The organism is Streptomyces sp. NPDC001002, from assembly GCF_053599215.1.
Map to the genome: position 1 here is coordinate 1 of NZ_JBSFLV010000131.1, position 25,298 is coordinate 25,298.

Below are 25,298 nucleotides of genomic sequence, written 5' to 3' on the forward strand. Positions count from 1 at the left end.
CTCCCGTTTTTTTGGGTCGTTTGGTTGTGGGCTTTGGGGGGGGGGGTCGCGCAGCCCGGCGCTGACGGGGTGCCGCCTGCGCCCACCCGTGCCGCCCCAGCGGCACGACTGCCCGCAGGCGGCGGGGGTTGGGGGCGCTGCCCGAGCGGCGCGGGTGGCTGCGGGCTGGGCGGGGTGGGTGGGTGTCGGCCGAGCGGCACGCCTGCCCGCAGGCGGCGGCGGGGGTTAGAGGGCGCTGCCCGAGCGGCGCGGGTGGCCGCGGGCTAAGCGGGGTGGGTGGGCGCCGCTCCAGCGGCACGCCTGCCCGCAGGCTGAGCGGGTTGGGCCGCTGCGCGGGCTGGGCGGGTTGCGCGGCTCGGCGTTGCCGGGTGCCGCCTCTCTTTGGGACGGGCGCCGCCCCAGTGGCACGACTGCCCGCAGGCTAGGCGGGTTCGGTGGGCGCCGCGCGGCACGGCTGCCCGCAGGCTGAGCAAGTTGGCTGGGCGCCGCCCCAGGGGCGTGACTGCTCGCAACCGGCGCTGGCTATGGAGAGCCGGCCAAGCCTGTCAGTAGTACCTGGGTGAAGTTGTGGACCCAGGTCTCGTCTGCTGGTTCTGCGCTTACCAAGGTGCGGTGGACTACCGCTCCCGCGACCATGTCGAAGATCAGGTCTACCGTGCGGGAGGACTCCGACGGGTCCGTTTCCGGGGGGAGTTCGCCTCGGGCCTGGGCTCGGGCTCGGCCCTCCAGGACCAGGCATTTCTGGCGGTCGACGATCGATGACCGGATGCGCTCCCGTAGGGCCTCGTCGTGGATCGACTCCGCCACCACCGCCATCAGGCCGCTCTTGGCCTCCGGGCGGGCCAGGATCGCCGCGAACTGGAGGACCACGCCCTCGATGTCGGCGGCCAGGGTGCCGCGGTCGGGGAGGTGGAGTTCGTCGAAGAGTTCCGCGACCGCGTCGACGACCAGTTCGTTCTTGCCGGCCCAGCGGCGATAGAGGGTCGTTTTCGCAACCCCCGCGCGCGTGGCCACGTCTCCGAGGGTGAGCTTCGACCAGCCCAGCTCGACCAGCGCCGCCCGGGTGGCCGCGAGGATCGCGGCGTCCGCCGCGGCGCTGCGGGGGCGCCCTGTGGCGCGTGGGGCGGGAGTGCGGCTCTGCATCCCCAGACCATAACCGGCGTTTGATGTGAAGCCGTGAGGGAGATCACCGGGGTGTGGTGTACCGCGGGCCCCTCATGCCATTACGCTACGACTCGTAGCGAAACCATGGTCGCGGGGTGGGGACCCGGCGCCGAACGGCACGTAGCGGGACCGGCTTTCACAAGGCTTTTCACGTACACGCGGGAACGGGGGAGGATAGACGCATGCAGCCACGGAACATGTCCATGAGCGGAGTCGTCGACCTCGCCGCGGTGAAGGCGGCCCAGGAGGCCAAGGCGAAGGCGGAGCAGGCGCGCGCCGAAGCCGCCCGGCAGGGCGGCGGCACCGGTGCCGTCTCCCCCGCCGACCTGGTGATCGACGTCGACGAGGCCTCCTTCGAGCGCGACATCCTTCAGCGGTCCACCGAGGTGCCCGTCGTCATCGACTTCTGGGCCGAGTGGTGCGAGCCCTGCAAGCAGCTCAGCCCCGTCCTGGAGCGGCTCGCCGTCGAGTACGCCGGGCGCTTCGTGCTCGCCAAGATCGACGTCGACGCCAATCAGATGCTGATGCAGCAGTTCGGGATCCAGGGCATCCCGGCCGTCTTCGCGGTGGTCGCCGGACAGGCGCTGCCGCTCTTCCAGGGGGCCGCTGGCGAGGCCCAGATCCGGCAGACCCTGGACCAGTTGGTGCAGGTCGCCGAGGAGCGCTTCGGCCTGACCGGTCTCGCGGTCGACCCGGACGCCGAGCCGGGCGCGGCCCCGTCGGCGCCCGAGATCCCGGTCGGCCCCTACGACGCGCTGCTCGAAGCGGCCGTACAGGCCCTGGACGCGGGCGACTTCGGCGGTGCGATCCAGGCGTACAAGAACGTGCTGAGCGACGACCCGGGCAACCCCGAGGCCAAACTGGGGCTGGTCCAGGCCGAGTTGCTCCAGCGCGTGCAGGGGCTGGATCAGCAGCAGGTGCGCAAGGACGCGGCCGAGAAGCCGGCCGACGCCGGTGCGCAGATCGCCGCCGCCGACCTGGATCTGGTGGGCGGGCACGTCGAGGACGCGTTCGGGCGGCTGATCGAGACCGTGCAGCGCACGGCGGGCGACGACCGGGACACCGTACGGCTGCGGCTGTTGGAGCTCTTCGAGGTCGTGGGGGCCGAGGACCCGCGGGTGGCCGCGGCGCGGCGGGCGTTGGCGCGCGCGCTGTTCTGAGCGGGGCGGCGGGCCGGTTCTGACCAGTCGCTAAACGCCGGTGCTTGTGGTGCCCGAGTGAAAGATTTGCCGACAGAGCGTCAGTGCGGCCGCGCTTTACCAAAACTTGGTAATCGCGGCCGCTGTTACTGCGAGTAAGTAATGGGCGTCGGTCTGTCGGATTCTGCCCCCGTGTCAACTGGTTTGTCCCGGCGCCTTGGAGCACCCAGCGTCGTCGGTCGAGACCTGTGGGTCGTTGTTCGGTTATCCGGCCGTTACTAGCCAGTAACGAACCCCCTTGTGCGGGCGGCGAGAATGCACCACGATCGGCGACGCTCGGTCCATTCCCGTACTCCGACAGCCGGTCGGGTCGCGGGAGTTCCTGGGTCCCCACCGAGCAGAGCAGGCGCCCCGGGTGCCGGCTCTTGGACAGGGGGGTCTTCACCCGCTGGGTGGAGCCTGTCCAGCAGGGTTGTGCGTGATGCGTGTCAGGCGCGACCAGTGGTTGTCGCTCGGGGGTGATCGCCGGTGATCGGTGCGCTGTTCAGCGCCTCCGAGTGCGGGCGCTCCCCTTCCCGAGGACGTAGCACTTCTCCCATCCCTGCCCGGCTGAGCCGACCTATGGGGCAGTCAGGGCCAGGAGATGTACGTCCGAGAAGGAGGAAATATGGAGTCCCAGGTGCGTGGCGGGACGAGATGGAAGCGGTTCGCTGTGGTCATGGTGCCCAGCGTCGCCGCTACGGCCGCGATAGGTGTCGCCCTTGCCCAGGGTGCTCTCGCCGCGTCATTCAGCGTGTCCGGCCAGCAGTTCAAGGTGTCGGCCGACTCGCTGACCGGCACCGGCTTCTCGCAGTACGGAGCCATTGACTCGGGGTACACCCTCGATGGCAAGAAGACGGCACACCCGGTCGCGGTCTCGGCGTTCAAGTCCGCGAGCATCAAGGGCCTGTGCCAGTCCGTGGTCACCCCGGACATCCCGCTGCTGGGCAGCGTCAGCCTGATCCTGAAGGCGGGCGGCGGTGACAAGCCGGTCGAGGCCGAGAACCTTTACATCGACCTCGACGACCTGAGTGCCGACGCGACCTTCACCAACATCGACATCGGTGTTGCGGCCAAGGACGCCACCAAGGGTCCTGGCATTCAGAAGGGCGACACCGCGAACCCGTACGGATTCGCACAGCAGGCCGACAAGGCCTCGCTGACCGGTGTGAAGCAGACGGCGTGGGCCACCACCGCCGGAACCTTCAAGCTCAGCGGTCTGCACATGTCGGTGTCACAGGGTGTCAAGGAGTGCTTCTAAGCACTCACTGACGGGCGGGGGAGCCGATGGCGCCCCCGCCCGTCCACTCTTCGCGGGTCTTCTTCACCGCCTGCACAACTCTCCACCACCACACCAACACCACCAGTACCAGCACCACACCACAGAAAAGCCGCACCAGGGAGCTGTTTTCCATGAGCGCCGAGACTCCTGCCGTGTCCGACGGCCAGTTCAGCCGCCGGAGGCTGCAGTTCCGCGCCTGGCGAGGCACCCGGCCGTTCTGGGCCGGCCTGTTCGTCATGCTCGCCGGAGTCCCCATCGCGTACTTCCCGTACGCGAATCTGCAGATCGGTCACCTCACGTTGGCGATGGCCACCACTGCTGGTGCCGGGTCCCTGATCATCGGTGTGCTGCTCGTCGTCCTGGGTTTCAGCCTCTGGTTCCAGAAGCACGTCCGCACCTTCGCGGGCGTCGCCTCGATCCTGCTGGGGCTGGTGTCCATCCCCGTGTCCAACCTCGGCGGCTTCCTGATCGGCTTCCTGTTCGCCCTCGTCGGCGGCGCGATGGCCGTGTCGTGGGCGCCGGGCGCACCGCCCGCCGATGAGCGGGCGTACGAAGCCCCCCGGGGAACCGGAGACGCTCCCGAAGGGAACGGCGACGCTCCCCAGGGGAACGACCCGGACACCACGCTCCTCAAGCCCGTGGTGGGCGAGACGAACGATCTGTCAGGAACGAGCCCGGCCAACGGGGCGAACGGGAGGCACAGTGCCGGCTGACGAGGTGACCCACGGGACTGACGTGGAGGAGTCCCGTGTGAGAACCGGGCCGCGGCATGCGGCACCCAAGAAGCCGCTGTTCACCAGGTTCCACATGCCGGCCGGCAAGGCGATAGCCATGGCGGCGATGCCCACGGCGGTCATCGTGGGGATGGGATTCACGTCGAGCCTCGCGCTCGCCGACAGCAATGGCTCCTCGCCGTCGCCGACCGCCAAGAGCCTGACCGCCGACGAGTACAAGGACTGCCTCGCGGCCCTTGAGGACTCCGAGGACGCGTCCGGTTCGCCCTCGCCGTCCGCGAGCGAGTCGACCGACACGGCGACCCCGAGCCCCTCGGAGACGTCGTCGTCGGATTCCGGTTCGGACTCCGACTCGGGCAAGACCCCTTCGTCGGATTCAGGTTCCGACGACAAGGCCACGCCCACGCCGTCCCCGTCCAAGAGCACCAGCGACGGTTCCGGCGACTCCGGCGGCGACACCGCCACTCCATCGCCCTCGGCGTCCGAGAGCAGCGGTGGTGGCCTGCTGGACACCATCGGCGACACGATCGGTGACATCCTCACCGGCGGCAAGTCCGACGACAGCTCCACGACGAGCGCCACCCCGTCGGCGTCGGCGTCCCCGTCCGAGAGCGCGAGCAAGGACACCTCGTCCGACGCCGCGGGCACGGTCAAGGACACCACCAAGAAGCTCACCGACACGGTGAACGACACCGTGAAGGACACGACCGACAAGGCTTCCGAGGCGGCGAAGGACACCACCGACGCCGTCAAGGAGGCGGCCGACGAGGCCACTTCGTCCGCGAGCCCGAGCCCGTCGCCGAGTTCCTCCACGGACGCGGACGACTGCCCGACCGCCACGGACGACGAGAGCGGCGTCGACAACAAGGTGCCGGTGGCGGACGACCCCTGGTACCTGAACGCCAGCTCGCTGCTCCTCAAGGGTGCCGACTACCAGGGCGTGGTCGAGGTGAAGACGGCCAACGGCACCAAGAAGAAGGTGCTGAAGTACGTCATCTCCAGCGGCACCGACATCGGCGACCTGCACCAGACGGTCAACGACGAACAGTCCGGCAAGACCTACCACGTGCAGGCCGCCAAGGGCTCGACGTCCACGATCACCGACGGCGACACCACGATGTACACGGAGAGCATCTCCGGGAACCTGTTCGGTCTGATCCCGATCACGTTCAGCCCCGACAACCCGCCGCCGCTGAACATCCCGTTGATCTACTTCACCAACGTGAAGGTCGTCCAGGCCGCGCAGTTCGGCGGCACGCTGCACGTCCCCGGGATGCACGTCTACACCAGCTGACCGAGCATCGCCACAAGCCCGTCCGGGAGCCGCACAACACACTGAGGGCGCCCCCTTTCCCAGGGGGCGCCCTCAGCGTCGTACAGGAGGCTTCACGAGCCTTTTCGGGGGCGTCAGTTGGTGGCGCCGCCGATGTGGTGGACGCGGAGCATGTTGGTGGTGCCGGGGACGCCGGGGGGCGAGCCGGCGGTGATGATGACGATCTCGCCCGGGTTGAAGCGGCTGATCTTGGCGATCTCCTGGTCGACCATGTCGACCATCTCGTCGGTGCTGTTCACGAACGGCACGACGTGCGACTCGACGCCCCAGCTGAGCGCCAGCTGGTTGCGGGTGTTCTCGTCGGTGGTGAAGGCGATGATCGGCTGCTCGGCGCGGTAGCGCGACAGACGGCGGGCGGTGTCGCCGGACTGCGTGAAGGCCACCAGGCCGCGGCCGCCGAGGAAGTCCGCGATCTCGCACGCGGCACGCGCGACCGAACCGCTCTGTGTGCGCGGCTTCTTGCCGGGGACCAGGGGCTGCAGGCCCTTGCTCATCAGCTCCTGCTCGGCCGCCACGACGATCTTCGACATCGTCTTGACCGTCTCGATCGGGTACGCGCCCACGCTCGACTCGGCGGAGAGCATGACCGCGTCCGCGCCGTCCAGGATCGCGTTGGCCACGTCGGAGGCCTCGGCGCGCGTCGGGCGGGAGTTGGTGATCATCGACTCCATCATCTGGGTCGCCACGATCACCGGCTTGGCGTTGCGGCGGCACAGCTCGATGAGCCGCTTCTGCACCATGGGGACCTTTTCGAGCGGGTACTCGACGGCCAGGTCGCCACGGGCGACCATCACGCCGTCGAACGCCATCACGACGTCCTCCATGTTGTCGACCGCCTGCGGCTTCTCCACCTTGGCGATGACGGGGACGCGACGGCCCTCCTCGTCCATGACCTTGTGGACGTCGCCGACGTCCTTGGCGTCCCGGACGAAGGACAGCGCGACCATGTCGCAGCCCATGCGCAGCGCGAAGCGCAGGTCCTCGACGTCCTTCTCGGACAGCGCCGGCACGTTCACGGCCGTGCCCGGGAGGTTGATGCCCTTGTGGTCGGAGACGACACCGCCCTCGATGACGATCGTCTTGACCCGCGAGCCCTCGACGTCGAGGACCTTCAGCTCGACGTTGCCGTCGTTGATGAGGATCTGGTCGCCGCGCGAGACGTCGCCCGGCAGGCCCTTGTAGGTCGTGCCGCAGATGTGCTTGTCGCCCGGCACGTCCTCGGTCGTGATGACGAACTCGTCGCCGCGCTCCAGCTCCACCGGGCCCTCGGCGAAGGTCTCCAGGCGGATCTTGGGGCCCTGCAGGTCGGCGAGGACACCGATGGCCCGGCCGGTCTCCTTGGCGGCGGCCCGGACCCGGTCGTACCGGCCCTGGTGCTCGGCGTGGGTGCCGTGGCTGAAGTTGAACCGGGCCACGTTCATTCCGGCCTCGATCATCGAGACCAGCATTTCGTGGGAGTCGACCGCGGGGCCGAGAGTACAGACGATTTTCGAACGGCGCATGGGACGATCCTATCGGTTTGTTTCGCTACGGAATATTCCGTCTGGCGGAAGAAACAAATGGGCGGGGCCGTGCTCAATTGCGAGTGGTGCTCAATTGCCGGTTACCGCTCAGTCGTCCTGTCTCACCAGTGCGTAGGTCTGCGTCGCGATTTCCAGTTCTTCGTCGGTCGGCACCACGGCCACCTTCACCCGTGCGTCCTCGGGCGAGATCAGCCGCGGCTGGTCACTGCGTACGGCGTTCAGTGCGCCGTCCACCGCCGGGCCCAGGGTCTCCAGGCCCGCGACGGCCGCCTCGCGCACCGGCGCCGCGTTCTCGCCGACTCCGGCCGTGAACGCGATCGCGTCCACCGTACCGAGCACGGCGCAATAGGCGCCTATGTACTTCTTGAGGCGGTGAATGTAGATGTCGAAGGCGAGCTGCGCCTCCGCGTCGCCCTCGTCGATCCGGCGACGTATCTCCCGCATGTCGTTGTCGCCGCACAGGCCGACGAGCCCGCTCTTCTTGTTGAGAAGAGTGTCGATTTCATCGATGGACATTCCGCCAACACGCGCCAAATGGAAGATGACGGCCGGATCGATGTCCCCCGAGCGGGTCCCCATCACGAGTCCCTCCAAAGGCGTCAGCCCCATGGAGGTGTCCACGCACTTCCCGCCCCGCACGGCGGACGCGGACGCGCCGTTGCCGAGGTGCAGCACGATCACGTTGACGTCCTCGGGCGCCTTCCTGAGCAGCTTCGCCGTCGCCCGGGACACGTACGCGTGCGAGGTGCCGTGGAAGCCGTAGCGCCGGACGCGGTACTCGTCGGCGACCCGGACGTCGATCGCGTAGCGGGCGGCCGACTCCGGCATCGTCGTGTGGAACGCGGTGTCGAAGACCGCGACCTGGGGCAGGTCCGGGCGCAGGGCCATCGCCGTGCGGATGCCGATGAGGTTGGCCGGGTTGTGCAGCGGCGCGACCGGGATCAGCCGCTCGATCTCGGCGAGCACGGCGTCGTCGATGACCGTCGGCTCGGTGAAGGTCTTACCGCCGTGCACGACCCGGTGCCCGATGGCGACCAACTCCGGGGAGTCCAGCCCGAATCCGTCCCTCGCCAGCTCCTCCGCTACGGCCTTCAGGGCGGCGGCGTGATCGGCGATCGGCCCGGTCCACTCCCGTTCGGCACCGCCGGCGAGGTGCGTGTGCTTGAGCCGTGCGCGCTCCTCGCCGATCCGCTCGACGAGCCCCGCGGCCAGCCGGTCGCCGTCGCTCATGTCGAGCAGCTGGTACTTCACCGACGAGGAGCCGGAGTTGAGGACGAGGACACGGGACGGGCTCACTGGGCGGTCGCCTTCTCGTTCGGGTTCTGGGCCTGGATCGCGGTGATGGCGACGGTGTTGACGATGTCCTGGACGAGCGCGCCCCGGGACAGGTCGTTGACCGGCTTGCGCAGCCCCTGCATCACCGGGCCGATGGCGACCGCGCCGGCCGAACGCTGCACGGCCTTGTAGGTGTTGTTGCCGGTGTTGAGGTCGGGGAAGATCAACACGCTTGCCTGGCCGGCGACTTCGGATTCCGGCAGCTTGGTCGCGGCGACGGTCGGCTCGACCGCGGCGTCGTACTGGATCGGCCCCTCGATGCGCAGGTCCGGACGCCGCTCGCGCACCAGCTCGGTGGCCTCCCGCACCTTGTCGACGTCGGCGCCCGAGCCGGACGTACCGGTCGAGTACGACAGCATCGCGATCCGCGGCTCCACCCCGAACTGCTCGGCGGTGGCGGCCGATTGGATGGCGATGTCGGCGAGCTGCTCCGCGTTCGGGTCCGGGTTCACCGCGCAGTCGCCGTACACCAGCACCTTGTCGGCGAGGCACATGAAGAAGACCGACGAGACGATGTCCGCGTCCGGCTTGGTCTTGATGATCTCGAAGGCGGGGCGGATGGTCGCGGCCGTGGAGTGCACGGAACCGGAGACCATGCCGTCGGCGAAGCCCTCCTGGACCATGAGCGTGCCGAAGTAGTTCACGTCCGAGACGACGTCGTAGGCCAGCTCCACGGTGACGCCCCGGTGGGCGCGGAAGCGGGCGTACTTCTCGGCGAAGGAGTCGCGCAGCTCGCTGGTGGCCGGGTCGATCAACTGGGTGTCGCCCAGGTCGATGCCGAGGTCGGCGGCGCGCTTGCGGATCTGGTCGAGCGGGCCGAGCAGCGTGAGGTCGCAGACAGCGCGGCGCAGCAGCACCTCGGCCGCGTGCAGGACGCGCGGCTCGGTGCCCTCGGGCAGGACGACCCGGCGCAGGTCGGAGCGGGCCTGGTCGAGCAGCTTGTGCTCGAACATCATCGGCGTGACGCGGTCGCTGCTCGGGGCGGAGACGCGGCGGGTGAGGTCGGTGTTGTCGACGTACCGCTCGAAGAGGCCGAGCGCGGTCTCCGCCTTCCTGGGCGTGGCCGCGTTCAACTTCCCCTCCAGGGAGAAGAGTTCGGTGGCCGTGGTGAAGCTGTTGCCGGCCACCGAGAGCACCGGGGTGCCCGGGGCGAGGCGGGCGGCGAGGGTGAGGACCTCGTCGGTCGGCACCTCGTTCAGGGTCAGCAGGACGCCGGCTATCGGCGGGGTGCCGGCGCTGTGCGCGGCGAGCGAGCCGACGACCAGGTCGGCGCGGTCGCCCGGGGTGACGACCAGACAGCCCGGGGTCAGGGCGCCCAGGAAGTTCGGCAGCATCGCACCGCCGAAGACGAAGTCCAGTACGTCCCGGGCGAGTCCGGACTCGTCGCCGAGCAGCACCCGGGCGCCGAGCGCCTGGCCGATCTGGGAGACCGTCGGGGCGGCCAGCGCGGGCTCGTCGGGCAGGACGTAACACGGCACGGGGAGGCGGGAGTCCAGGCTCGCGGCGATCTCGTCCCGGTCCACCCTCGCCACCCGGTTGGTCACCATGGCCAGCACGTCACAGCCGAGGCTCGCGTAGGCCCGGTAGGCGTTGCGCGTCTCGGCGAGCACGGACTCGGCGGGCTGCTTGCGGCCGCCCACCACGGGGATCACGGACGCGCCGAACTCGTTGGCCAGGCGGGCGTTGAGGGAGAGCTCGTCCGGGAGCTGGGTGTCGGCGAAGTCGGTGCCGAGGACGAGGACGACGTCGTAGTCGCGGGCGACGAGATGGAAGCGGTCGACGAGGGTCGACACCAGTTCGTCGGTGCCCTGTTCGGCCTGGAGGGCGGACGCCTCGTGGTAGTCCATGCCGTAGACCGTGGTCGGGTCCTGGGAGAGCCGGTAGCGGGCGCGCAGCAGCTCGAACAGGCGGTCCGGGATGTGGTGGACGAGCGGGCGGAACACCCCGACCCGGTCGACCTGCCGGGTCAGGAGCTCCATCACTCCCAGCTCGACGACCTGGCGGCCGTCGCCGCGGTCGATCCCGGTCACGTACACGCTGCGCGTCACGCGTGCTCTCCGTTCGGTCTTTCGTGGGGCGTCCGGTGGGGCGTTCTGAGAGGCATCCGGCGGGGTGTCGGGCCGGGTGTCCGGCGGGGCACGGACATCGCCCGCCGAGGCGGGCGCAACCCTCTTGACCGTACCCTCAGAGGCGGACAAGACGCCCGTCAGGCCCCCGGGCCGCCCGGACAACCCGATAGGGCCAATCGGGCCATACATACCAGAAGCGACATCGTCCTGCCCGGCATGAAAGAATCGGACCGGCTCACCGGTATCGACGACACCGAGCAGGAGACACAGCACGATGCGCATCGGAGTTCTCACCGCAGGCGGCGACTGCCCTGGTCTGAACGCCGTGATCAGGTCGGTCGTGCACCGAGCGGTCACCACGTACGGCGACGAGGTCATCGGCTTCGAGGACGGTTACGCCGGCCTGCTCGACAGCCACTACCGCACCCTCGACCTCGACGCGGTCAGCGGCATCCTGGCCCGCGGCGGCACGATCCTCGGCTCCTCCCGGCTGGAGCGCGACCGGCTGCGCGAGGCCTGCGAGAACGTGGCGGACATCGCCCGCGACTTCGGCATCGACGTACTGATCCCGATCGGCGGCGAGGGCACGCTGACGGCGGCGCGGATGCTGCACGACGCGGGTCTGCCGGTGGTCGGCGTCCCCAAGACGATCGACAACGACATCTCCTCCACGGACCGCACCTTCGGCTTCGACACCGCGGTCGGCGTCGCCACGGAGGCGATGGACCGCCTCAAGACGACCGCCGAGTCGCACCAGCGCGTGATGGTCGTCGAGGTCATGGGCCGGCACGCCGGCTGGATCGCCCTGGAGTCCGGCATGGCGGCCGGCGCGCACGGCATCTGCCTGCCCGAGCGGCCCTTCGACCCGGCCGACCTGGTCAAGATGGTCGAGGAGCGCTTCGCCCGCGGCAAGAAGTTCGCGGTGGTCTGCGTGGCCGAGGGCGCGCACCCCGCCGAGGGCACGATGGACTACGGCAAGGGCGACATCGACCAGTTCGGCCACGAGCGCTTCCAGGGCATCGGCACGGCGCTCGCGTACGAGCTGGAGCGCCGCCTCGGCAAGGAGGCCAAGCCGGTCATCCTCGGCCATGTGCAGCGCGGCGGCGTCCCCACGGCCTACGACCGCGTCCTCGCCACCCGCTTCGGCTGGCACGCCGTGGAGGCGGCGCACCGGGGCGACTTCGGCAGGATGACCGCGCTGCGCGGGACGGACATCGAGATGGTGCCGCTCGCGGAGGCGGTGACCGAGCTGAAGACGGTCCCGAAGGACCGGATGGACGAGGCGGAGTCGGTGTTCTAGGAACTGCCGGTCTCTCAGGAGCTGTTGTCCTGGACCGCGGCCCAGAAGTGGTCGACGATCCGGTCCAGGTAGGCGCGCCCGGAGTCGAGAGCCGTACCGGCCGAGGCGCCCTCGCCCCAGTTCAGTGAGGCGACCATCTGCCCCTGGTAGTCCTGGTGGAGCTCCTGGAGGACGTCCTCCAGGAGGCGCCGGTCCAGCGGCACCAGCTTGGTCACCTGGCGGACGTACGCCTGCCAGCGTGTGGTCGCGGCACTGCGGAGCAGCTCGGCGAGCCGGGGCTCGCGGCCGGTGACGGCGACGAAGTCGGGGATCGAGAGGTCGAGCACCTCGGCGAGCGCGGCGGACTGCCGGTCGCCGCCGCGCCAGGTGTTCTCCTCCTCCATCTGCAGATACGCCCGCAGTTCGAGCCCGACGGCCCGCGCCACGTCCTCCGGGGCGAGGGCACGGGCGATCCGGTGCTCGCCCAACGTCCGTGGTCTCCCGATGAGTTCACCGAGGGAACACCACAACACGCCCGCGAGAGCGGTGAGTTCGGGAGTACTGGGCGCGGTGAGCCCCCGCTCCCAGGCGACGACGAGATCCGGGGTGACGTAGGGCAGCCCGTACGAGGTACGCAGCCCATAGGCGACATGCTCGGGCCCCATGTTGAGCCCGGACCGCAGCCGACGGGCGGCGGGGGCGTTGAAGGGCGGAGCCGAGGAGGTTGGCTGATTCGGCGGGTTCGGGTGGGCCGGGGGTTGGTGCACGGGCCACAAAATAGGGGTCCCCGGGTGCGGTGACTACGGTCCGTTCGGCCAGGAATACGGATTGTAGGAACGTACGGATCCGGCCAGGGAAGGGGTGGGTCGGGCACCGCGACCTCGGCGCGGCCGACTCTGAATATGCCGCTCTACCTTGCCTTTTGCGCTTGACGGGCACGGGCGGCGGGGCCGGCTTCGAAGGCCCGTGCGTCAATGCAGGGCTGACGTGTGGGGGTTTGGGGGTGGTGCGGGGACGGCGCAATCTGTACGGGTGGTTGACGAATCAACCGCCGAGCCGCAGCCTATCCGCCCGCCCGGCGTCCGCGACGGGCTGCGGAGGCCGGAACTCAAGCCGGCGGTGTCAGACCCAGCGATTACGCTGCCGTTCGCCGCGGCATCAGCCGATGGCGTGCCGGTCTGCCAGGAGTCGAGATGGCTCGTACCACCCCGCCGCGTCCCGTCGACGTGGAGACGCTCTTTCCCGAGGTCGCCGCCTACCGCAAGGACACCGTCCGGCTGCATCCCCGAGTGGGGGATCCCGGCCCCAGGGACAGCTCGCTGGGCGGTCCGCTCCTGTGGCCGCGGTCCGTGGAGTGGCCGCACTGCGACGAGGACCACGGTGAGTTCAGTCCCGGAGCGGGTGCGATGCCTCTGGCGCCCGTGCTTCAGCTGTTCGCCACCGACGTTCCCGAACTGCCCTTCCCAGCCGGCACGGACGTCCTTCAGGTGCTGTGGTGCCCCTTCGACCACGGCTACATGCCCCAGCCGAAGCTGTACTGGCGTGACAGTTCCACGTGCGGCGGAGAACTCGCCGCGTACCCCAGGCCGGACGGCGCCGAGGCGGACTACCTGCCCGACCCGTGCGTCCTGCACCCGGAACGGGTCGTCGACTATCCGAGCTGGGATCTGCCCGAGGAGATCGCCGACGCACTGGAGGAGCGGTTCGATCAGCTGGAGAAGGAGACCGGCTGGTCGTACTGGCAGCACCTCTCGGTGGCCGACGGCGTCAAGGTCGGCGGATACCCGACGTGGGCACAGGACCCGGCCTGGCCCGACTGCGAGGGCTGCGGTCGGCGCATGGACCACCTGCTCACGGTCAACAGCGCGGAATTCGACGGGGCGTCATGGCGAACCTGGCTGGCGGTGGAGGACACACCCGCCACCGGCACCATCTGGGACCTTCCCTACGACGAGCGCCGACTGATCCAGAGCCCGCCGGGACTGATGCTCGGCGACATGGGCGGCATCTACGTCTTCACCTGCCGACAGTGCCCCGACCAGCCCTACGCCCACTGGTTCGACTGCTCGTAAAGCACCGGACCACGGCCGTCCCGTCCGGCTACCCGATCAAGCCGGCTCCCAGAGTTCCACCCGGTTGCCCTCCGGGTCCGTGACCCAGGCGAAGCGGCCCACGCCCTCCATGTCCTGCGTCTCGTCGGAGACGTTCGCGCCCTTGGTGCGGAGTTGCGTGAGCATCGCGTCCAGGTCGCGGACCCGGAAGTTGAGCATGGTCTGTTGGGTGGGGGAGCCGAAGTAGTCGGTCTTTGGGTCGAAGGTCGCGAAGACCGTCGGGCCGGGGGCCGGTTGCCAGAGGCCGTGTTCGTCGGTGTCCAGGCCCAGGCAGTCGCGATACCAGGCGGTCAGGGCTTCCGGGTCCGTGGCCCGCAGGAAGTATCCGCCGATTCCGAGTACACGTTCCATACGGCCCATCCTGCCCCAGGGCACCCACCTCCGCTCACCCCTTCACGGCACCCCCCAGCGCGAACCCCCCGCCCAGCCGGCGGGCGATCAGTACGTACAGCAGGATCACCGGCGTCGAGTAGACGACCGAGAACGCGGCCAGCTGTCCGTACGCCACCATTCCGCGGTTGCCGAAGAACTCGTTGATGCTCACGCTCGCGGGCATCTGGTCGGGGGTGAGCAGGAGCATGAAGGGGACGAAGAAGTTCCCCCACATCATGACGAAGGAGAAGATCGTCACGACCGCCACGCCGGGGCCCATCAGGGGCAGCACGATGCGGATCAGGGACTGGAAGGCGGAGGCGCCGTCCGTCCAGGCCGCCTCCTCCAGTTCCTTGGGGACACCGTCCATGAAGTTCTTCATCAGCCAGATGGCGAAGGGGAGTTGGGAGGCGGCGAAGAAGAGGATCGTGCCCTGCATGGTGTCGATCAGGTTCACCTGCACGAAGAGCGCGTAGACCGGAACCATGATCGCCGTGATCGGCAGACTCGTCGTGAACAGGATCGTCAGGAGGAAGGGGCGGTTCAGGCGGGACTTGAAGCGGGACAGGGGGTACGCCGCCAGGGCCGCGCAGACCACCGTCAGCAAGGTCGCCCCGCCGCACAGGATCAGGCTGTTGAGCAGCGGCGTGAACGTGATGTCCTGCGTGAGGATCGCGTCGAAGTTGCCGAAGGTGAGGCCGTCGGGGGCCTTCACCCGGAGGTTCGCGTGCGGGTCCACCGAGGACAGCACGACCCAGAGCAGCGGCAGCGCGAACGCGGCGGCGGCCACCAGGAGTCCCACGTCAGCGGCCAGCCGCCGGCTCGTCCTGCGATCGGCCAGGCGGGAGGTGCCGGGGAGTGTCCGTGTGAGTGCCATGGGTGTCAGACCTCCGTCCGCAGCAGTCGTACGTAGACGAGCGAGAACAGCGCGCCGACCACCAGCAGCAGCAACGCCACCGCCGTGCCGTAGCCGATCATGCTGTTCTGGAAGGCCTGTTCGTACATGAACAGGGGGAGCGTCTGGCTCTTGTCGCCCGGGCCGCCCCTCGTCATCACCCAGATCAGACCGAAGACCGACAGGGTCTGGAGGGTGTTGAGCATCAGGTTCGTGCCGATGGAGCGGCGGATCATCGGGAGCGTGATGTGCCACATGCGGCGCCAGCCGCCCGCGCCGTCGACCTCCGCGGCCTCCGTGATCTCCTTCGGGATCTCGTTGAGCGCGGCCGTGTAGACCAGCATCGAGAAGGCCGTGCCGCGCCAGACGTTGGCGAAGGACACCGCGAGGATCGGCAGGGTGAACAGCCAGTTCTGGGACGGGAGATGGAGCCAGTCCAGGATGGCGTTCAGGGTGCCCTCGCGACGGAAGAAGGCGTAGAGGAGGAAGCCCGCCACGACTTCGGGCAGGACCCACGCCGTGATCACGATGCCGCCGACGAGCGTGCGGATCGGTTTCGACGCGCGCTGCATCAGCGTCGCGAGCGCCAGGCCGAGCGTGTTCTGGCCGATCAGCGACGACAGGACCGTGAACACCAGCGTCAGCCATACGGCGTTGAGGAACTCCTCGTCCTGGAAGGCCGCGCGGAAGTTCGCGAGACCGACGAACGAGGAGTGCGCCTGACCGGTCAACTGGAGGTCGGTGAAGGCGATGTAGGCGCAGTAGCCGATCGGTCCCGCCAGGAAGAGCAGCAGGAGGATCACGGCGGGGGAGAGGGGGAGGAGGCGGGTCAGGGAGCGGCCGCGGGAGCGCGGGCGGCGCTGTGGGTCGGGTGTGCGGGGCGCCGGGCCCGGGGGGACTTTCGTCACGCCCGGGCCCGCCTGCTGCGGTGCGGTGGTCATCGACGGTCGCCGCCGCTCACTTCTCGATCACCTGGTTGTCGGTGGCCGACTTGAGCTCGTCGTCGTACGAACTCGCCGCCTTCTCCACCGACGAGTCACCCGTCGTCACGGCCTCCATCGCCTCCTGGACCGCCGTGGAGACCTTCGGGTACGCGGGATACGCGGGCCGGTAGTGCGTGCTGGCCACCAGGTCCGTGAAGAACTTGATGCCGGGCTGCGCGGTGGCGTACGAGGGGTCGTCCGCGACGTCCTTGCGGACCGCGATGCCGGAGTTGGCGACGTACCACTTCTGGGCGTTGGCCTTGGTCTGCATCGTCTTGATGAAGTCGAAGGCGAGGTCGGGGTTGCCGGCCTTGGCCGGGACCGACCAGGTCCAGCCGCCGGACATGCTCACCTTGCCGGGCGCCTGGCCGTGCTGGGTGGGCATCGCGGCGAGGCCCAGCTTCTGGGACCACTCGGGCCATTCGTGCCCGCTGCCCGGCAGCCAGTCCTGCGGCAGCCACGAGCCGTCGAGGTCGATGCCGAGCTTGCCCTTGGGCAGCAGCTCACCGCGGACCTGGGTGCCGAAGTTGGGGTCGAGGGCGTCGGAGACGTCCGGGCCGAGCTTCTCCTTGAAGACCGTCTCGACGAACTGCAGCGAGTCCTTGAACCCCTGGCTGCCCGCGACCCACTTCTTCGTCGCCTTGTCGTACATCGGGTCCGTCTTGCCGTCATTGGTGCCGTACAGCAGCATCTCGAAGGTCTGCATGGTGGAGGCCTCACCGGCCGGCTTGCCCGTGTAGACGTTGAGCGGGGTGACGCCGGGGACCTTCTGCTTGATCGTGCGGGCTGCGGCGAGCACGTCGTCCCACGTCTTGGGCTGCCAGTTCGCGGGCAGGCCCGCCTTCTTGAAGATGCCCTTGTCGTACCAGAGGCCCCGGGTGTCGGTGCCGTCCGGGACGCCGTACGTCTTTCCGTCCTCGCCCTGGGCCGCGGCCTTCGCCGTGTCGATGAACTGGTTCCAGTCCGGCCACTTGGCGAGGTAGCTGTCGAGCGGCTTCAGGTACCCGCTGGTGATGTCCGAGTTGATGAGGAAGGTGTCCTCGTAGACCAGGTCGGGGGCGGTCTTGGGGGAGCGGAGCATCTGCTGGAGCTTGGTGTAGTACTCCGAGTCCGGGGCCTTGATCGGGACGAGTTCGACCTTCTTGCCGGGGTTCGCCTTCTCGAACTGCTTCTTGATGTCCCCGAGGAAATCGTCCATCACATGGATCGAGTTGTCCGTGGACTGCTTGAAGGAGACCTTCACGGTGTCCGGGTCGCTCCCGGACCCGCTGCCACAGGCGGTGAGGCCGGTGGCGGCGACGGCGAGCGTGAGGAGAACGGTGAGCTGGGGGCGGACGGCGGTGGGGCGCACGGGACGACCTCCTACGGGCATGACTACGTTGTCGGCCGAGTTGGTTGCCCGCGAACGTAAGAGGAATGGTCTAGTCAGGTCAATGACCGTGCGGGTCACGTCTTGGTCGACGAGGGTCCTAACGCGTACGAACCCACCGATAAACCAGCTCGGGCCTTCCCACCTGGCCATACAACGGACTGCGCCCCGCCCGTCCCGCCTCCACCAGGTGCTCCAGATAGCGCCGGGCCGTGATCCGCGAGATGCCCACCGCCACGGCGACGCCCGCCGCGGTCAGCCCCTCCTCGGCCTCCCGCAGCGCGCCGGTCACCCGCTCCAGGGTCGGCCCGCTCAGCCCCTTCGGCAGCGCGGCCGGCGAGGGCGCCCGCAGCGTCGCCAGCGCCCGGTCCACCTCGTCCTGTCCGCTCGCCTCGCCCGCGGCCCCCCGGAACTCCGCGTACCGCACGAGCCGGTCCCGCAGGGTCGCGAAGGTGAACGGCTTCAGCACGTACTGCACGACCCCCAGCGAGACCCCCTCCCGCACCACGGTGAGGTCCCGGGCCGAGGTCACCGCTATCACGTCCGCGTGATGACCGGCGGCCCGCAGCGACCGCGCGAACTGCAGCCCGTGCACATCGGGCAGGTGCAGGTCGAGCAGGAGCAGATCCACCGGCGTACGGTCCAGCAGGCGCCGCGCCTCCGCGCCGGTGTGCGCCTTGCCGACCGCCGTGAAGCCCGGCACCCGGCCGACGTACATGACATGCGCGTCCGCGGCCACGGGGTCGTCCTCGACGACCAGCACGCGGATGGAGTCGCCGGGGTCGCCGGTCATGCGCCACCTCCCGGCCGACGTGAGGCCCGCACCCGCGGGGATTCCAGGGGCCCGCCTTCACGGGGCGCGGTCGCCGGGGCCGCGGTGGCCCGAGCGGCGGCTCCTCGGGCGGCGGGTTCCCGGGGCGGGCCCTCTTGAGGCGCGGCCTCCTGAAGCGCCGGACCCGGCGTCGTCTCTCCCGCGTCCCCGGCCCGCACCGCTGCCTCCGAGCCCCCGGCCCGCACCGTCGCCCGCAGTGGCATCCGCACCTCGAACTCCGCTCCGCCGCCGTCCGCCTCGGCCACTGTCAGCAGGCCGCCGTGCCGTTGTACCGCCTGCCGGGCCAGGGCCAGGCCGAGGCCCCGCCCGCCAGGGCCCGACGGTTTCGTGGAGAAGCCGCGCTGGAAGACCATCTCGGCGTGGGCCGGGTCCACCCCCGCGCCGGTGTCGGAGACCTTGAGCACCAGCTCGGCCGCTCCGTCGGAGCCGTCCGCGGTGTACGCCGTCACCGTCACCCGGGCCCGCACGCTGCCCTGGGCCGCGTCCACCGCGTTGTCGATGAGGTTGCCGAGGATCGTGACCAGGTCCCGGGCCGGGAGCGAGGGCGGCAGCAGGCCGTCGTCGAGGCGGCTGTCCTCCGAGACGACCAGTTCCACTCCCCGCTCGTTCGCCTGGGCCGTCTTGCCCAACAGCAGCGCGGCCAGCACCGGTTCGCCCACCGCGGCCACCACCTGGTCGGTCAGCGCCTGGGCCAGCTCCAGTTCGGCGGTCGCGAAGTCCACGGCCTCCTCGGCGCGGCCCAGTTCGATGAGCGAGACGACCGTGTGCAGCCGGTTCGCCGCCTCGTGGGCCTGCGAGCGCAGCGCCTGCGTGAAGCCGCGCTCGGAGTCCAACTCGCCCATCAGGGACTGGAGTTCGGTCACGTCCCGGAGCGTGACGACCGTGCCGCGGCGCTCCCCGCCGGACACCGGCGAGGTGTTGACCACCAGCACCCGGTCCGCCGCCAGATGCACCTCGTCCACCCGCGGCTCCGACGCCAGCAGCGCGCCGGTCAACTGCGCGGGCAGGCCGAGCTCGGCCACCGAACTGCCCACCACGTCACCGGCCACACCCAGCAACTCCCGTCCACCGTCGTTGATCAGCGCCACACGGTACTGCCCGTCGAGCATCAACAGCCCCTCGCGTACGGCATGGAGTGCTGCCTCGTGATAGTCGTGCATCCGGCTCAGCTCGGCCGCGTTCATGCCGTGGGTGTGGCGGCGCAGCCGGGCGTTGATGACGTAGGTGCCGAGGCCGCCCAGCGCGAGGGCGCCGCCCGCGACGCCGAGCAGGGCGGCCAGCTGCCCCTGGACCCGCTGGCTGATCGCCTCGACCTTGATACCGGCGCTGACCAGTCCGATGACCTTGTGGTTCTCGTCCTCGATGGGCGTGACCGCGCGGACCGAGGCGCCGAGGGTGCCGGTGTAGGTCTCGGTGAAGGTGTCGCCCTTCAGGGCGCGGTCGATGTGGCCGAGGAAGGGCTGGCCGATCTGGTCGGGCTTGGGGTGGGTCCAGCGGATGCGGTTCGGAGCCATGATCGTGACGAAGTCGACCTCCGTGTCCGCCATCACCTTCAGCGCGTAGGGCTGGAGCTCGATGCTGGGGTCCGGGGTGGCGATCGCCTCGTGCACCGAGGGCGAGTCCGCGACCGAGCGGGCCACGGCCGTCGCCTGGCGGCCGGCCGCGTCCTCGGCCTGTCGCCCGTCGTTGACGTATGTGAACACCGCGTAACCGGCCACGAGCACCGCTATCAGCACGGCCTGCATCGCGAAGAGCTGGCCGGCCAGGCTGCGGGGGCGGGGGACGGGGATGCGCATGACGTCAGTGTGCCTCGCACGTTAAGCGTGAACTAAATGAACGGAAGGGTGACCGGGCTCACAGGGCAGGGGATAGTCACCGCAATGCGGAAGCAATATGGCCGGTTCCGGCCTCTGTTTCCAGCCGCTCGTCCCCCCATTCTTCCCCCGCTCCACCTCACCCCCCACTTCGCCCGACCCGGACGTGAGCCGCACGCCGGTCCTACCGACGAAGACGTCAAGGAGGCAGCCGTGACGACGACGCCTACGGCACCTGCCACGCCCGCCGCGAAGCGGGACCGCACCCACTATCTGTACATCGCCGTCATCATCGCGGTGGCGCTCGGCATCGCCGTGGGTCTGATCTGGCCCGACGCCGGGATCGAGCTCAAGCCGCTCGGTACGGGCTTCGTCAACCTGATCAAGATGATGATCTCGCCGATCATCTTCTGCACGATCGTGCTCGGCATCGGATCCGTCCGGAAGGCCGCCAAGGTCGGCGCGGTCGGCGGTATCGCGCTCGGCTACTTCCTGGTGATGTCGCTGGTCGCCCTGGGTATCGGCCTGGTCGTCGGCAACATCCTGCACCCGGGCGACGGACTGCACATCACCGACGCGATCAAGGCGTCCGGGCACGACCAGGTGTCGGAGGACGCGCTGCCGCCGGTCGAGTTCGTGCTGTCGATCATCCCGCTGACCTTCGTCTCCGCCTTCACCGAGGGCCAGGTCCTGCAGACCCTGCTGATCGCCCTCCTCGCCGGCTTCGCGCTCCAGGCGATGGGCTCCACCGGCCAGCCGATCCTGCGCGGTGTCGAGCACATCCAGCGGCTCGTCTTCCGCATCCTCGGCATGGTCATGTGGGCCGCCCCGATCGGCGCCTTCGGCGCCATCGCCGCGGTGGTCGGCTCCGCCGGTGTCGACGCGCTCAAGAGCCTCGCGGTACTGATGCTCGGCTTCTACGTCACCTGTGTGCTGTTCGTCTTCATCGTGCTCGGGTTGATGCTGCGGCTCATCGCGGGGCTGAACATCTTCGTGCTGTTCAAGTACCTGGCCCGTGAGTTCCTGCTGATCCTGTCGACCTCCTCCTCCGAGTCCGCGCTGCCGCGGCTCATCGCGAAGATGGAGCACCTGGGCGTCAGCAAGCCCGTCGTCGGCATCACGGTCCCGACCGGCTACTCCTTCAACCTCGACGGCACCATGATCTACATGACCATGGCGTCCCTCTACATCGCCGACGCCCTGGGCACCCCGATGTCCATCGGCGAGCAGATCCCGCTGCTGCTCTTCCTGCTGCTCGCCTCCAAGGGCGCGGCGGGCGTCAGCGGCGCCGGTCTCGCCACGCTGGCCGGTGGTCTGCAGTCGCACAAGCCGGCCCTGGTGGACGGCGTCGGTCTGATCGTCGGCATCGACCGCTTCATGAGCGAGGCCCGCGCCCTGACCAACTTCGCGGGCAACGCGGTCGCCACCGTCCTGATCGGCACCTGGACCAAGGAGATCGACAACGAGCGCGTCCGCCAGGTGCTCGCCGGTGAAGTGCCCTTCGACGAGACGACCCTGCTGGACGAGGGGGACGACGCCCCGGTCGAACTCCCGGAGCAGGGCGGCGAGAAGGAACTCGCCAAGGCCTGAGGAACGGCCCGCAAGACGCCGGGCGGCTGGGTGTTCCCCCCGTCGCTCAGCCGCCCGGCCCACTCCTCTTGACGCTCAGCCTCGCCACCAGCCCGGTGGCGTGGGAGGCGGGTACGCCCGACGCGGTCAGCACGGTGACCGCGGCGGCGCGACCCGCCTCCTGTGCTGTCAGCAGCCCGTCGTTGACCGCGTCCATCACCGCGAACAGCATCTGCTCGTGCACGGACGCCAGCGCGGCGGCCGGCAGCGGCGAGGTGAACTCGCCGGTGTCCAGGCCCTCTTGGATCACCTTCGCGAAGCCCTCGCGCACGGGGGCGAGGCGGGCCCGGATGCCCTGCACGGTGACGCTGCGCTGGGCCAGCGCGACCAGGATGCGGTAGCGGTCGGCGACCTCCCACACCGCGAGCGTGCCGTCGGCCAGCGCCTCCACCGGCCCCTCGGTCCCCTCCCGCCCCGAGACGCGGGCCGTCGCCACCGCTTCCACGGCACCGTCGACGAGGGTCCCGATCAGCGCCTCACGGTTCGGGAAATGCCCGTACACCGTCCGTCGTACGACCCCCGCGGCGCGCGCGATCTGGTCCATGGAGGCGTCGGGATCGCGCAGCAGCTCGGCGAGCGCGACGTCCAGGATGCGACGCCGGTTGGCGTCGGCGCGGCTGCTGCTGCCCGTGGTCATGGACGACAGTGTGCCTTTCCCCACGCTTTTTGCACAAGGGTGTGTAATTCCGTCGGTCGAGTCGGGGCGAGTCGGCCAAGCCGGCGGAGCAGGCTCAGCAGACCGAGCCGATCCTCACCGAGCTCTTACCCTCGTCCACTAGCCTGCCGCGCCGGTCCATTGCCGGTGCGGCAGGCCGGCTCTTCTTTGGAGGCACGGGGGATGAAGATCGACTGGGACCGTCGGACGTGCGCGCGCAAGGGGCACGTCACCTACGCGCCGGACGACCCCCGGCTGCGGACGCGGCTGCACGCGCGGACCGCCCTCGGGGACGTCTGGCGCTGTCTGCGCTGCGGCGACTTCGCGCTCGGCGAGCCGCACGGTTCGGGACCGGCCGACGAGGCGCCGTTGGTGCCGCGCGGCAAGGTGCTGCGCGACCTGTTCATCCTGCGCTTCCTGGCGATCGAGCGGGCCGTGCGCGGGGTGTTCATCGTGCTGGTCGCGGCGGCGGTGTGGAAGTTCAGCAACAGCCAGGACGCGGTGCGCAAGCTCTTCGACGAGTATCTCGACGTCCTCCGGCCGGTGTTCAAGCACTTCCACTACGACCTCGACCACTCGCCGGTCGTCGGCTCCATCCAGAAGACGTTCGGCTACAAGCACTCCACGCTGGTCCTGGTGGCCGTCCTGCTGCTGGCGTACGCGCTGATCGAACTCGTCGAGGCGGTCGGGCTCTGGTACGCCAAGCGCTGGGCGGAGTATCTGACGGTGGTCGCCACCGCCGCCTTCCTGCCGCTGGAGATCTACGAACTCACCGGGCACGTCAGCTGGTTGAAGATCGCCACCCTGGTCCTCAACATCGTCGCCGTGCTCTACATCGCCCTCGCCAAGCGGCTGTTCGGGCTGCGCGGCGGACGCAAGGCCTTCGACGAGGAGCGCGAGAGCGCGTCCCTGCTGGAGGTGGAGACGTCCGCCGGGGTACTGGTCTGAGAACACCAGGGGCCGATCACGGACAATCGCGGCAAATGCTTTGACCCGCCCCCGGGCCCGGCCGCACGCTGGGAGGCCTGACATGACCGGTCGGACCAAGGCGGAGGCCACCATGGGGGAAACGGGCGGAGCGGAGATCGTCAGCTCGGAGGAGTACGAACGCAGGTACGGCGAGGGAGGGGAAGCCTCGCCGCTCGAACTGGAGCGGATCAGCGGACTCTTCTACGAGTTCCTCACCGCGATCGCGCGTCCCAAGGACAAGGACCGCGACGACGCCCGCAACCTGAGCAAGCGGCTGCGCGAGCACCTCGGCGGCGCACCCGCCGACCAGCCCGTGGTCAAGGCCGCGTACCCGTCGTACGACCTGCCCAACGTGCATCTCGCGCTGGAGAACTGGTTCACCCCGGAGGGCCGCTCCTACCAGCTCGTCGGCATGCGCGGTGCGCAGCACCACGGCGAGCTCACCCTCGGCGACATCCTCGAAGCCGCCGACCGCTACGACCGGTTCACGATCGGCGCCGTGGACTACGCGCACCTGCCGATCGCGCCGGACGAGGAACTCGCCTGCGTCTCCTGCGGGTTCTACCTCGGCGTGGAGGGCGAGAACCGCTTCGCGGTGCTGCTGCGCGGACCGGCCGACGAATACGGGCGCAACAAGGTCGAGATCGAAGTCCTCGCCCAGGACAAGGAGTTCGCGGACCGGCTGCTCGCCGAGATCGACACCCTCGTGCACGAGCACAACATCTTCCGCGGTCAGGTGCTCTCCTTCGAGGGCTCCGCGTTCCGGCACGGCCTCGGCCCGTTCAGCTTCCACCGCCGCCCCGGTCTGACCCGCGAGGACATCGTGCTCCCCGAAGGACTCCTGGAGCGCGTGGAGCGCCAGGTCGTCGGCGTGGCCCGGCGCCGCGAGCAGCTGCGCGCCGCCGGCCAGCACCTGCGCCGCGGACTGCTCCTGTACGGCCCGCCCGGCACCGGCAAGACCCACACGATCCGCTATCTCCTCTCCCACCTCCCCGAGTTCACCGTCGTCATGGTGTCCGGCGAGAGCATCGACGCCATCGCCCCCGCGTGCGCCCTGGCCCGCATGCTCCAGCCGGCGCTGGTCGTCCTGGAGGACTGCGACCTGATCGCCGAGGCCCGCGACCACGGCCCCGGCGAACAGCCCCTGCTCTTCCAGGTGCTGAACGAGATGGACGGCCTCGGCGACGACGCCGACGTGGCCTTCCTGCTCACCACCAACCGCGCCGACCTGCTGGAGCCGGCCCTCGTCCAGCGCCCGGGCCGCGTCGACCTCGCGGTCGAGGTCCCGCTGCCGGACGAGCCGGGCCGCGCCGCCCTGCTCGCCCTCTACGGCAGCGGCCTGGGCCTCGGCACGGACATCACCGACGAGGTCGTGACCCGCACGGAGGGCACGACCGCCTCCTTCACCAAGGAACTGGTCCGGCGCTCCGTACTGATCGCCGCCGAGCGCGAGTCGGACACCACCGAAGCCGTCGACGTCCGCGCCGCCCTCGACGAACTCCTCTCCGACCGCGACCGGTTGACCCGGCGGCTCCTCGGAGCACGGGACGGGAGCGAGGACGAGTGGCCGCCGGACACCAAGGACGACGAAGAGGGTCCCGGGGCCGAGCCCTTGCCCTGACGCCGACGTCAAGGATTACGTTCATGGACATGCGAATCGGCGAGCTGGCGCACGTGCCGTCAACCTTGCCCGCGCCCTCGACCTCGGCCGCGCCCTCGACCTCGGCCGTGCCCGCGTTCTCGACCTCGCTCGCGTCCTCGACCGTGCCCGC

22 protein-coding genes are annotated in these 25,298 nt (G+C 69.6%); 9 read left to right on the forward strand and 13 right to left on the reverse strand.

What is annotated here, in order from left to right:
• Positions 1–522 precede the first annotated feature (522 nt).
• Positions 523–1,143, reverse strand: coding sequence for a TetR/AcrR family transcriptional regulator (locus ACWDR3_RS37800; protein WP_450357105.1), 621 nt, complete (start codon positions 1,141–1,143; stop codon positions 523–525).
• Positions 1,144–1,346: 203 nt separating this feature from the next.
• Here ACWDR3_RS37800 and ACWDR3_RS37805 point away from each other — a divergent pair, with 203 nt between their 5' ends.
• Positions 1,347–2,324: a tetratricopeptide repeat protein gene (locus ACWDR3_RS37805; RefSeq protein ID WP_450357107.1), complete on the forward strand. Its 978-nt coding sequence runs from the start codon at positions 1,347–1,349 to the stop codon at positions 2,322–2,324.
• Positions 2,325–2,970: 646 nt separating this feature from the next.
• Positions 2,971–3,603 (forward strand): DUF6230 family protein, encoded by a 633-nt coding sequence (locus ACWDR3_RS37810; RefSeq protein ID WP_450357108.1) that lies wholly within the window; start codon positions 2,971–2,973, stop codon positions 3,601–3,603.
• Between the two features lie 4 nt (positions 3,604–3,607).
• On the opposite strand, the gene ACWDR3_RS37815 is transcribed toward ACWDR3_RS37810, so the two are convergent.
• The gene (locus ACWDR3_RS37815; protein ID WP_450357109.1) at positions 3,608–3,757 is read right to left on the reverse strand and encodes a hypothetical protein; all 150 of its coding nucleotides are present in this window, start codon (positions 3,755–3,757) and stop codon (positions 3,608–3,610) included.
• Here ACWDR3_RS37815 and ACWDR3_RS37820 point away from each other — a divergent pair.
• A complete protein-coding gene (locus ACWDR3_RS37820; protein ID WP_450357110.1) occupies positions 3,756–4,337 on the forward strand; it encodes a DUF6114 domain-containing protein in 582 nt (193 codons plus the stop codon). The two genes, ACWDR3_RS37815 and ACWDR3_RS37820, sit on opposite strands and share 2 nt — an antisense overlap.
• Positions 4,327–5,652: a hypothetical protein gene (locus tag ACWDR3_RS37825; RefSeq protein ID WP_450357111.1), complete on the forward strand. Its 1,326-nt coding sequence runs from the start codon at positions 4,327–4,329 to the stop codon at positions 5,650–5,652. Before ACWDR3_RS37820 ends, ACWDR3_RS37825 begins: the two co-directional genes overlap by 11 nt.
• Before the next feature lie 113 nt (positions 5,653–5,765).
• Here ACWDR3_RS37825 and pyk read toward each other — a convergent pair whose 3' ends face one another.
• From pyk to pta, 3 genes are all read right to left on the reverse strand, one after another.
• A complete protein-coding gene (pyk, locus tag ACWDR3_RS37830) occupies positions 5,766–7,193 on the reverse strand; it encodes a pyruvate kinase (RefSeq protein ID WP_450357112.1) in 1,428 nt (475 codons plus the stop codon).
• A gap of 108 nt (positions 7,194–7,301) precedes the next feature.
• On the reverse strand, positions 7,302–8,510 hold the full coding sequence (locus ACWDR3_RS37835) for an acetate kinase (RefSeq protein WP_450357113.1): 1,209 nt from the start codon (positions 8,508–8,510) through the stop codon (positions 7,302–7,304).
• Positions 8,507–10,597: a phosphate acetyltransferase gene (pta, locus tag ACWDR3_RS37840; RefSeq protein ID WP_450357114.1), complete on the reverse strand. Its 2,091-nt coding sequence runs from the start codon at positions 10,595–10,597 to the stop codon at positions 8,507–8,509. Before pta ends, ACWDR3_RS37835 begins: the two co-directional genes overlap by 4 nt.
• Positions 10,598–10,892: 295 nt before the next feature.
• Here pta and ACWDR3_RS37845 point away from each other — a divergent pair, with 295 nt between their 5' ends.
• Positions 10,893–11,918: an ATP-dependent 6-phosphofructokinase gene (locus ACWDR3_RS37845; RefSeq protein WP_450357115.1), complete on the forward strand. Its 1,026-nt coding sequence runs from the start codon at positions 10,893–10,895 to the stop codon at positions 11,916–11,918.
• Between the two features lie 14 nt (positions 11,919–11,932).
• Here ACWDR3_RS37845 and ACWDR3_RS37850 read toward each other — a convergent pair whose 3' ends face one another.
• The gene (locus tag ACWDR3_RS37850) at positions 11,933–12,673 is read right to left on the reverse strand and encodes a helix-turn-helix domain-containing protein (RefSeq protein ID WP_450357116.1); all 741 of its coding nucleotides are present in this window, start codon (positions 12,671–12,673) and stop codon (positions 11,933–11,935) included.
• 417 nt (positions 12,674–13,090) lie between these two features.
• Between ACWDR3_RS37850 and ACWDR3_RS37855 the strand changes: the two genes are divergently transcribed.
• On the forward strand, positions 13,091–13,969 hold the full coding sequence (locus ACWDR3_RS37855; RefSeq protein WP_450357117.1) for a DUF1963 domain-containing protein: 879 nt from the start codon (positions 13,091–13,093) through the stop codon (positions 13,967–13,969).
• Positions 13,970–14,005: 36 nt separating this feature from the next.
• Here ACWDR3_RS37855 and ACWDR3_RS37860 read toward each other — a convergent pair whose 3' ends face one another.
• The 6 genes from ACWDR3_RS37860 to ACWDR3_RS37885 form a co-directional block, all read right to left on the reverse strand.
• Positions 14,006–14,359: a VOC family protein gene (locus ACWDR3_RS37860; protein WP_450357118.1), complete on the reverse strand. Its 354-nt coding sequence runs from the start codon at positions 14,357–14,359 to the stop codon at positions 14,006–14,008.
• 34 nt (positions 14,360–14,393) lie between these two features.
• Positions 14,394–15,257: a carbohydrate ABC transporter permease gene (locus ACWDR3_RS37865; RefSeq protein ID WP_450357119.1), complete on the reverse strand. Its 864-nt coding sequence runs from the start codon at positions 15,255–15,257 to the stop codon at positions 14,394–14,396.
• Positions 15,258–15,262: 5 nt separating this feature from the next.
• Positions 15,263–16,216 (reverse strand): carbohydrate ABC transporter permease, encoded by a 954-nt coding sequence (locus ACWDR3_RS37870; RefSeq protein WP_450357121.1) that lies wholly within the window; start codon positions 16,214–16,216, stop codon positions 15,263–15,265.
• A 16-nt stretch (positions 16,217–16,232) separates the two neighbouring features.
• Positions 16,233–17,630 carry an extracellular solute-binding protein gene (locus ACWDR3_RS37875; protein ID WP_450357122.1) on the reverse strand — a complete coding sequence of 466 codons (1,398 nt, stop codon included), beginning with the start codon at positions 17,628–17,630 and terminating at the stop codon, positions 16,233–16,235.
• Between the two features lie 97 nt (positions 17,631–17,727).
• Positions 17,728–18,420 carry a response regulator gene (locus tag ACWDR3_RS37880; protein ID WP_450357123.1) on the reverse strand — a complete coding sequence of 231 codons (693 nt, stop codon included), beginning with the start codon at positions 18,418–18,420 and terminating at the stop codon, positions 17,728–17,730.
• Positions 18,417–20,255: a sensor histidine kinase gene (locus tag ACWDR3_RS37885; RefSeq protein WP_450357124.1), complete on the reverse strand. Its 1,839-nt coding sequence runs from the start codon at positions 20,253–20,255 to the stop codon at positions 18,417–18,419. The genes ACWDR3_RS37880 and ACWDR3_RS37885 overlap by 4 nt, the downstream gene beginning before the upstream one ends.
• Positions 20,256–20,486: 231 nt before the next feature.
• On the opposite strand from ACWDR3_RS37885, the gene ACWDR3_RS37890 reads away from it, so the two are divergent.
• The gene (locus ACWDR3_RS37890) at positions 20,487–21,863 is read left to right on the forward strand and encodes a cation:dicarboxylate symporter family transporter (protein ID WP_450357125.1); all 1,377 of its coding nucleotides are present in this window, start codon (positions 20,487–20,489) and stop codon (positions 21,861–21,863) included.
• A gap of 46 nt (positions 21,864–21,909) precedes the next feature.
• On the opposite strand, the gene ACWDR3_RS37895 is transcribed toward ACWDR3_RS37890, so the two are convergent.
• Complete coding sequence (locus ACWDR3_RS37895) at positions 21,910–22,539, reverse strand: TetR/AcrR family transcriptional regulator (RefSeq protein WP_450357126.1); 630 nt, start codon at positions 22,537–22,539, stop codon at positions 21,910–21,912.
• A gap of 201 nt (positions 22,540–22,740) precedes the next feature.
• On the opposite strand from ACWDR3_RS37895, the gene ACWDR3_RS37900 reads away from it, so the two are divergent.
• A complete protein-coding gene (locus ACWDR3_RS37900; RefSeq protein ID WP_450357127.1) occupies positions 22,741–23,505 on the forward strand; it encodes a DUF2127 domain-containing protein in 765 nt (254 codons plus the stop codon).
• Positions 23,506–23,587: 82 nt separating this feature from the next.
• Positions 23,588–25,147: an AAA family ATPase gene (locus ACWDR3_RS37905; protein ID WP_450357128.1), complete on the forward strand. Its 1,560-nt coding sequence runs from the start codon at positions 23,588–23,590 to the stop codon at positions 25,145–25,147.
• Positions 25,148–25,298 lie beyond the last annotated feature (151 nt).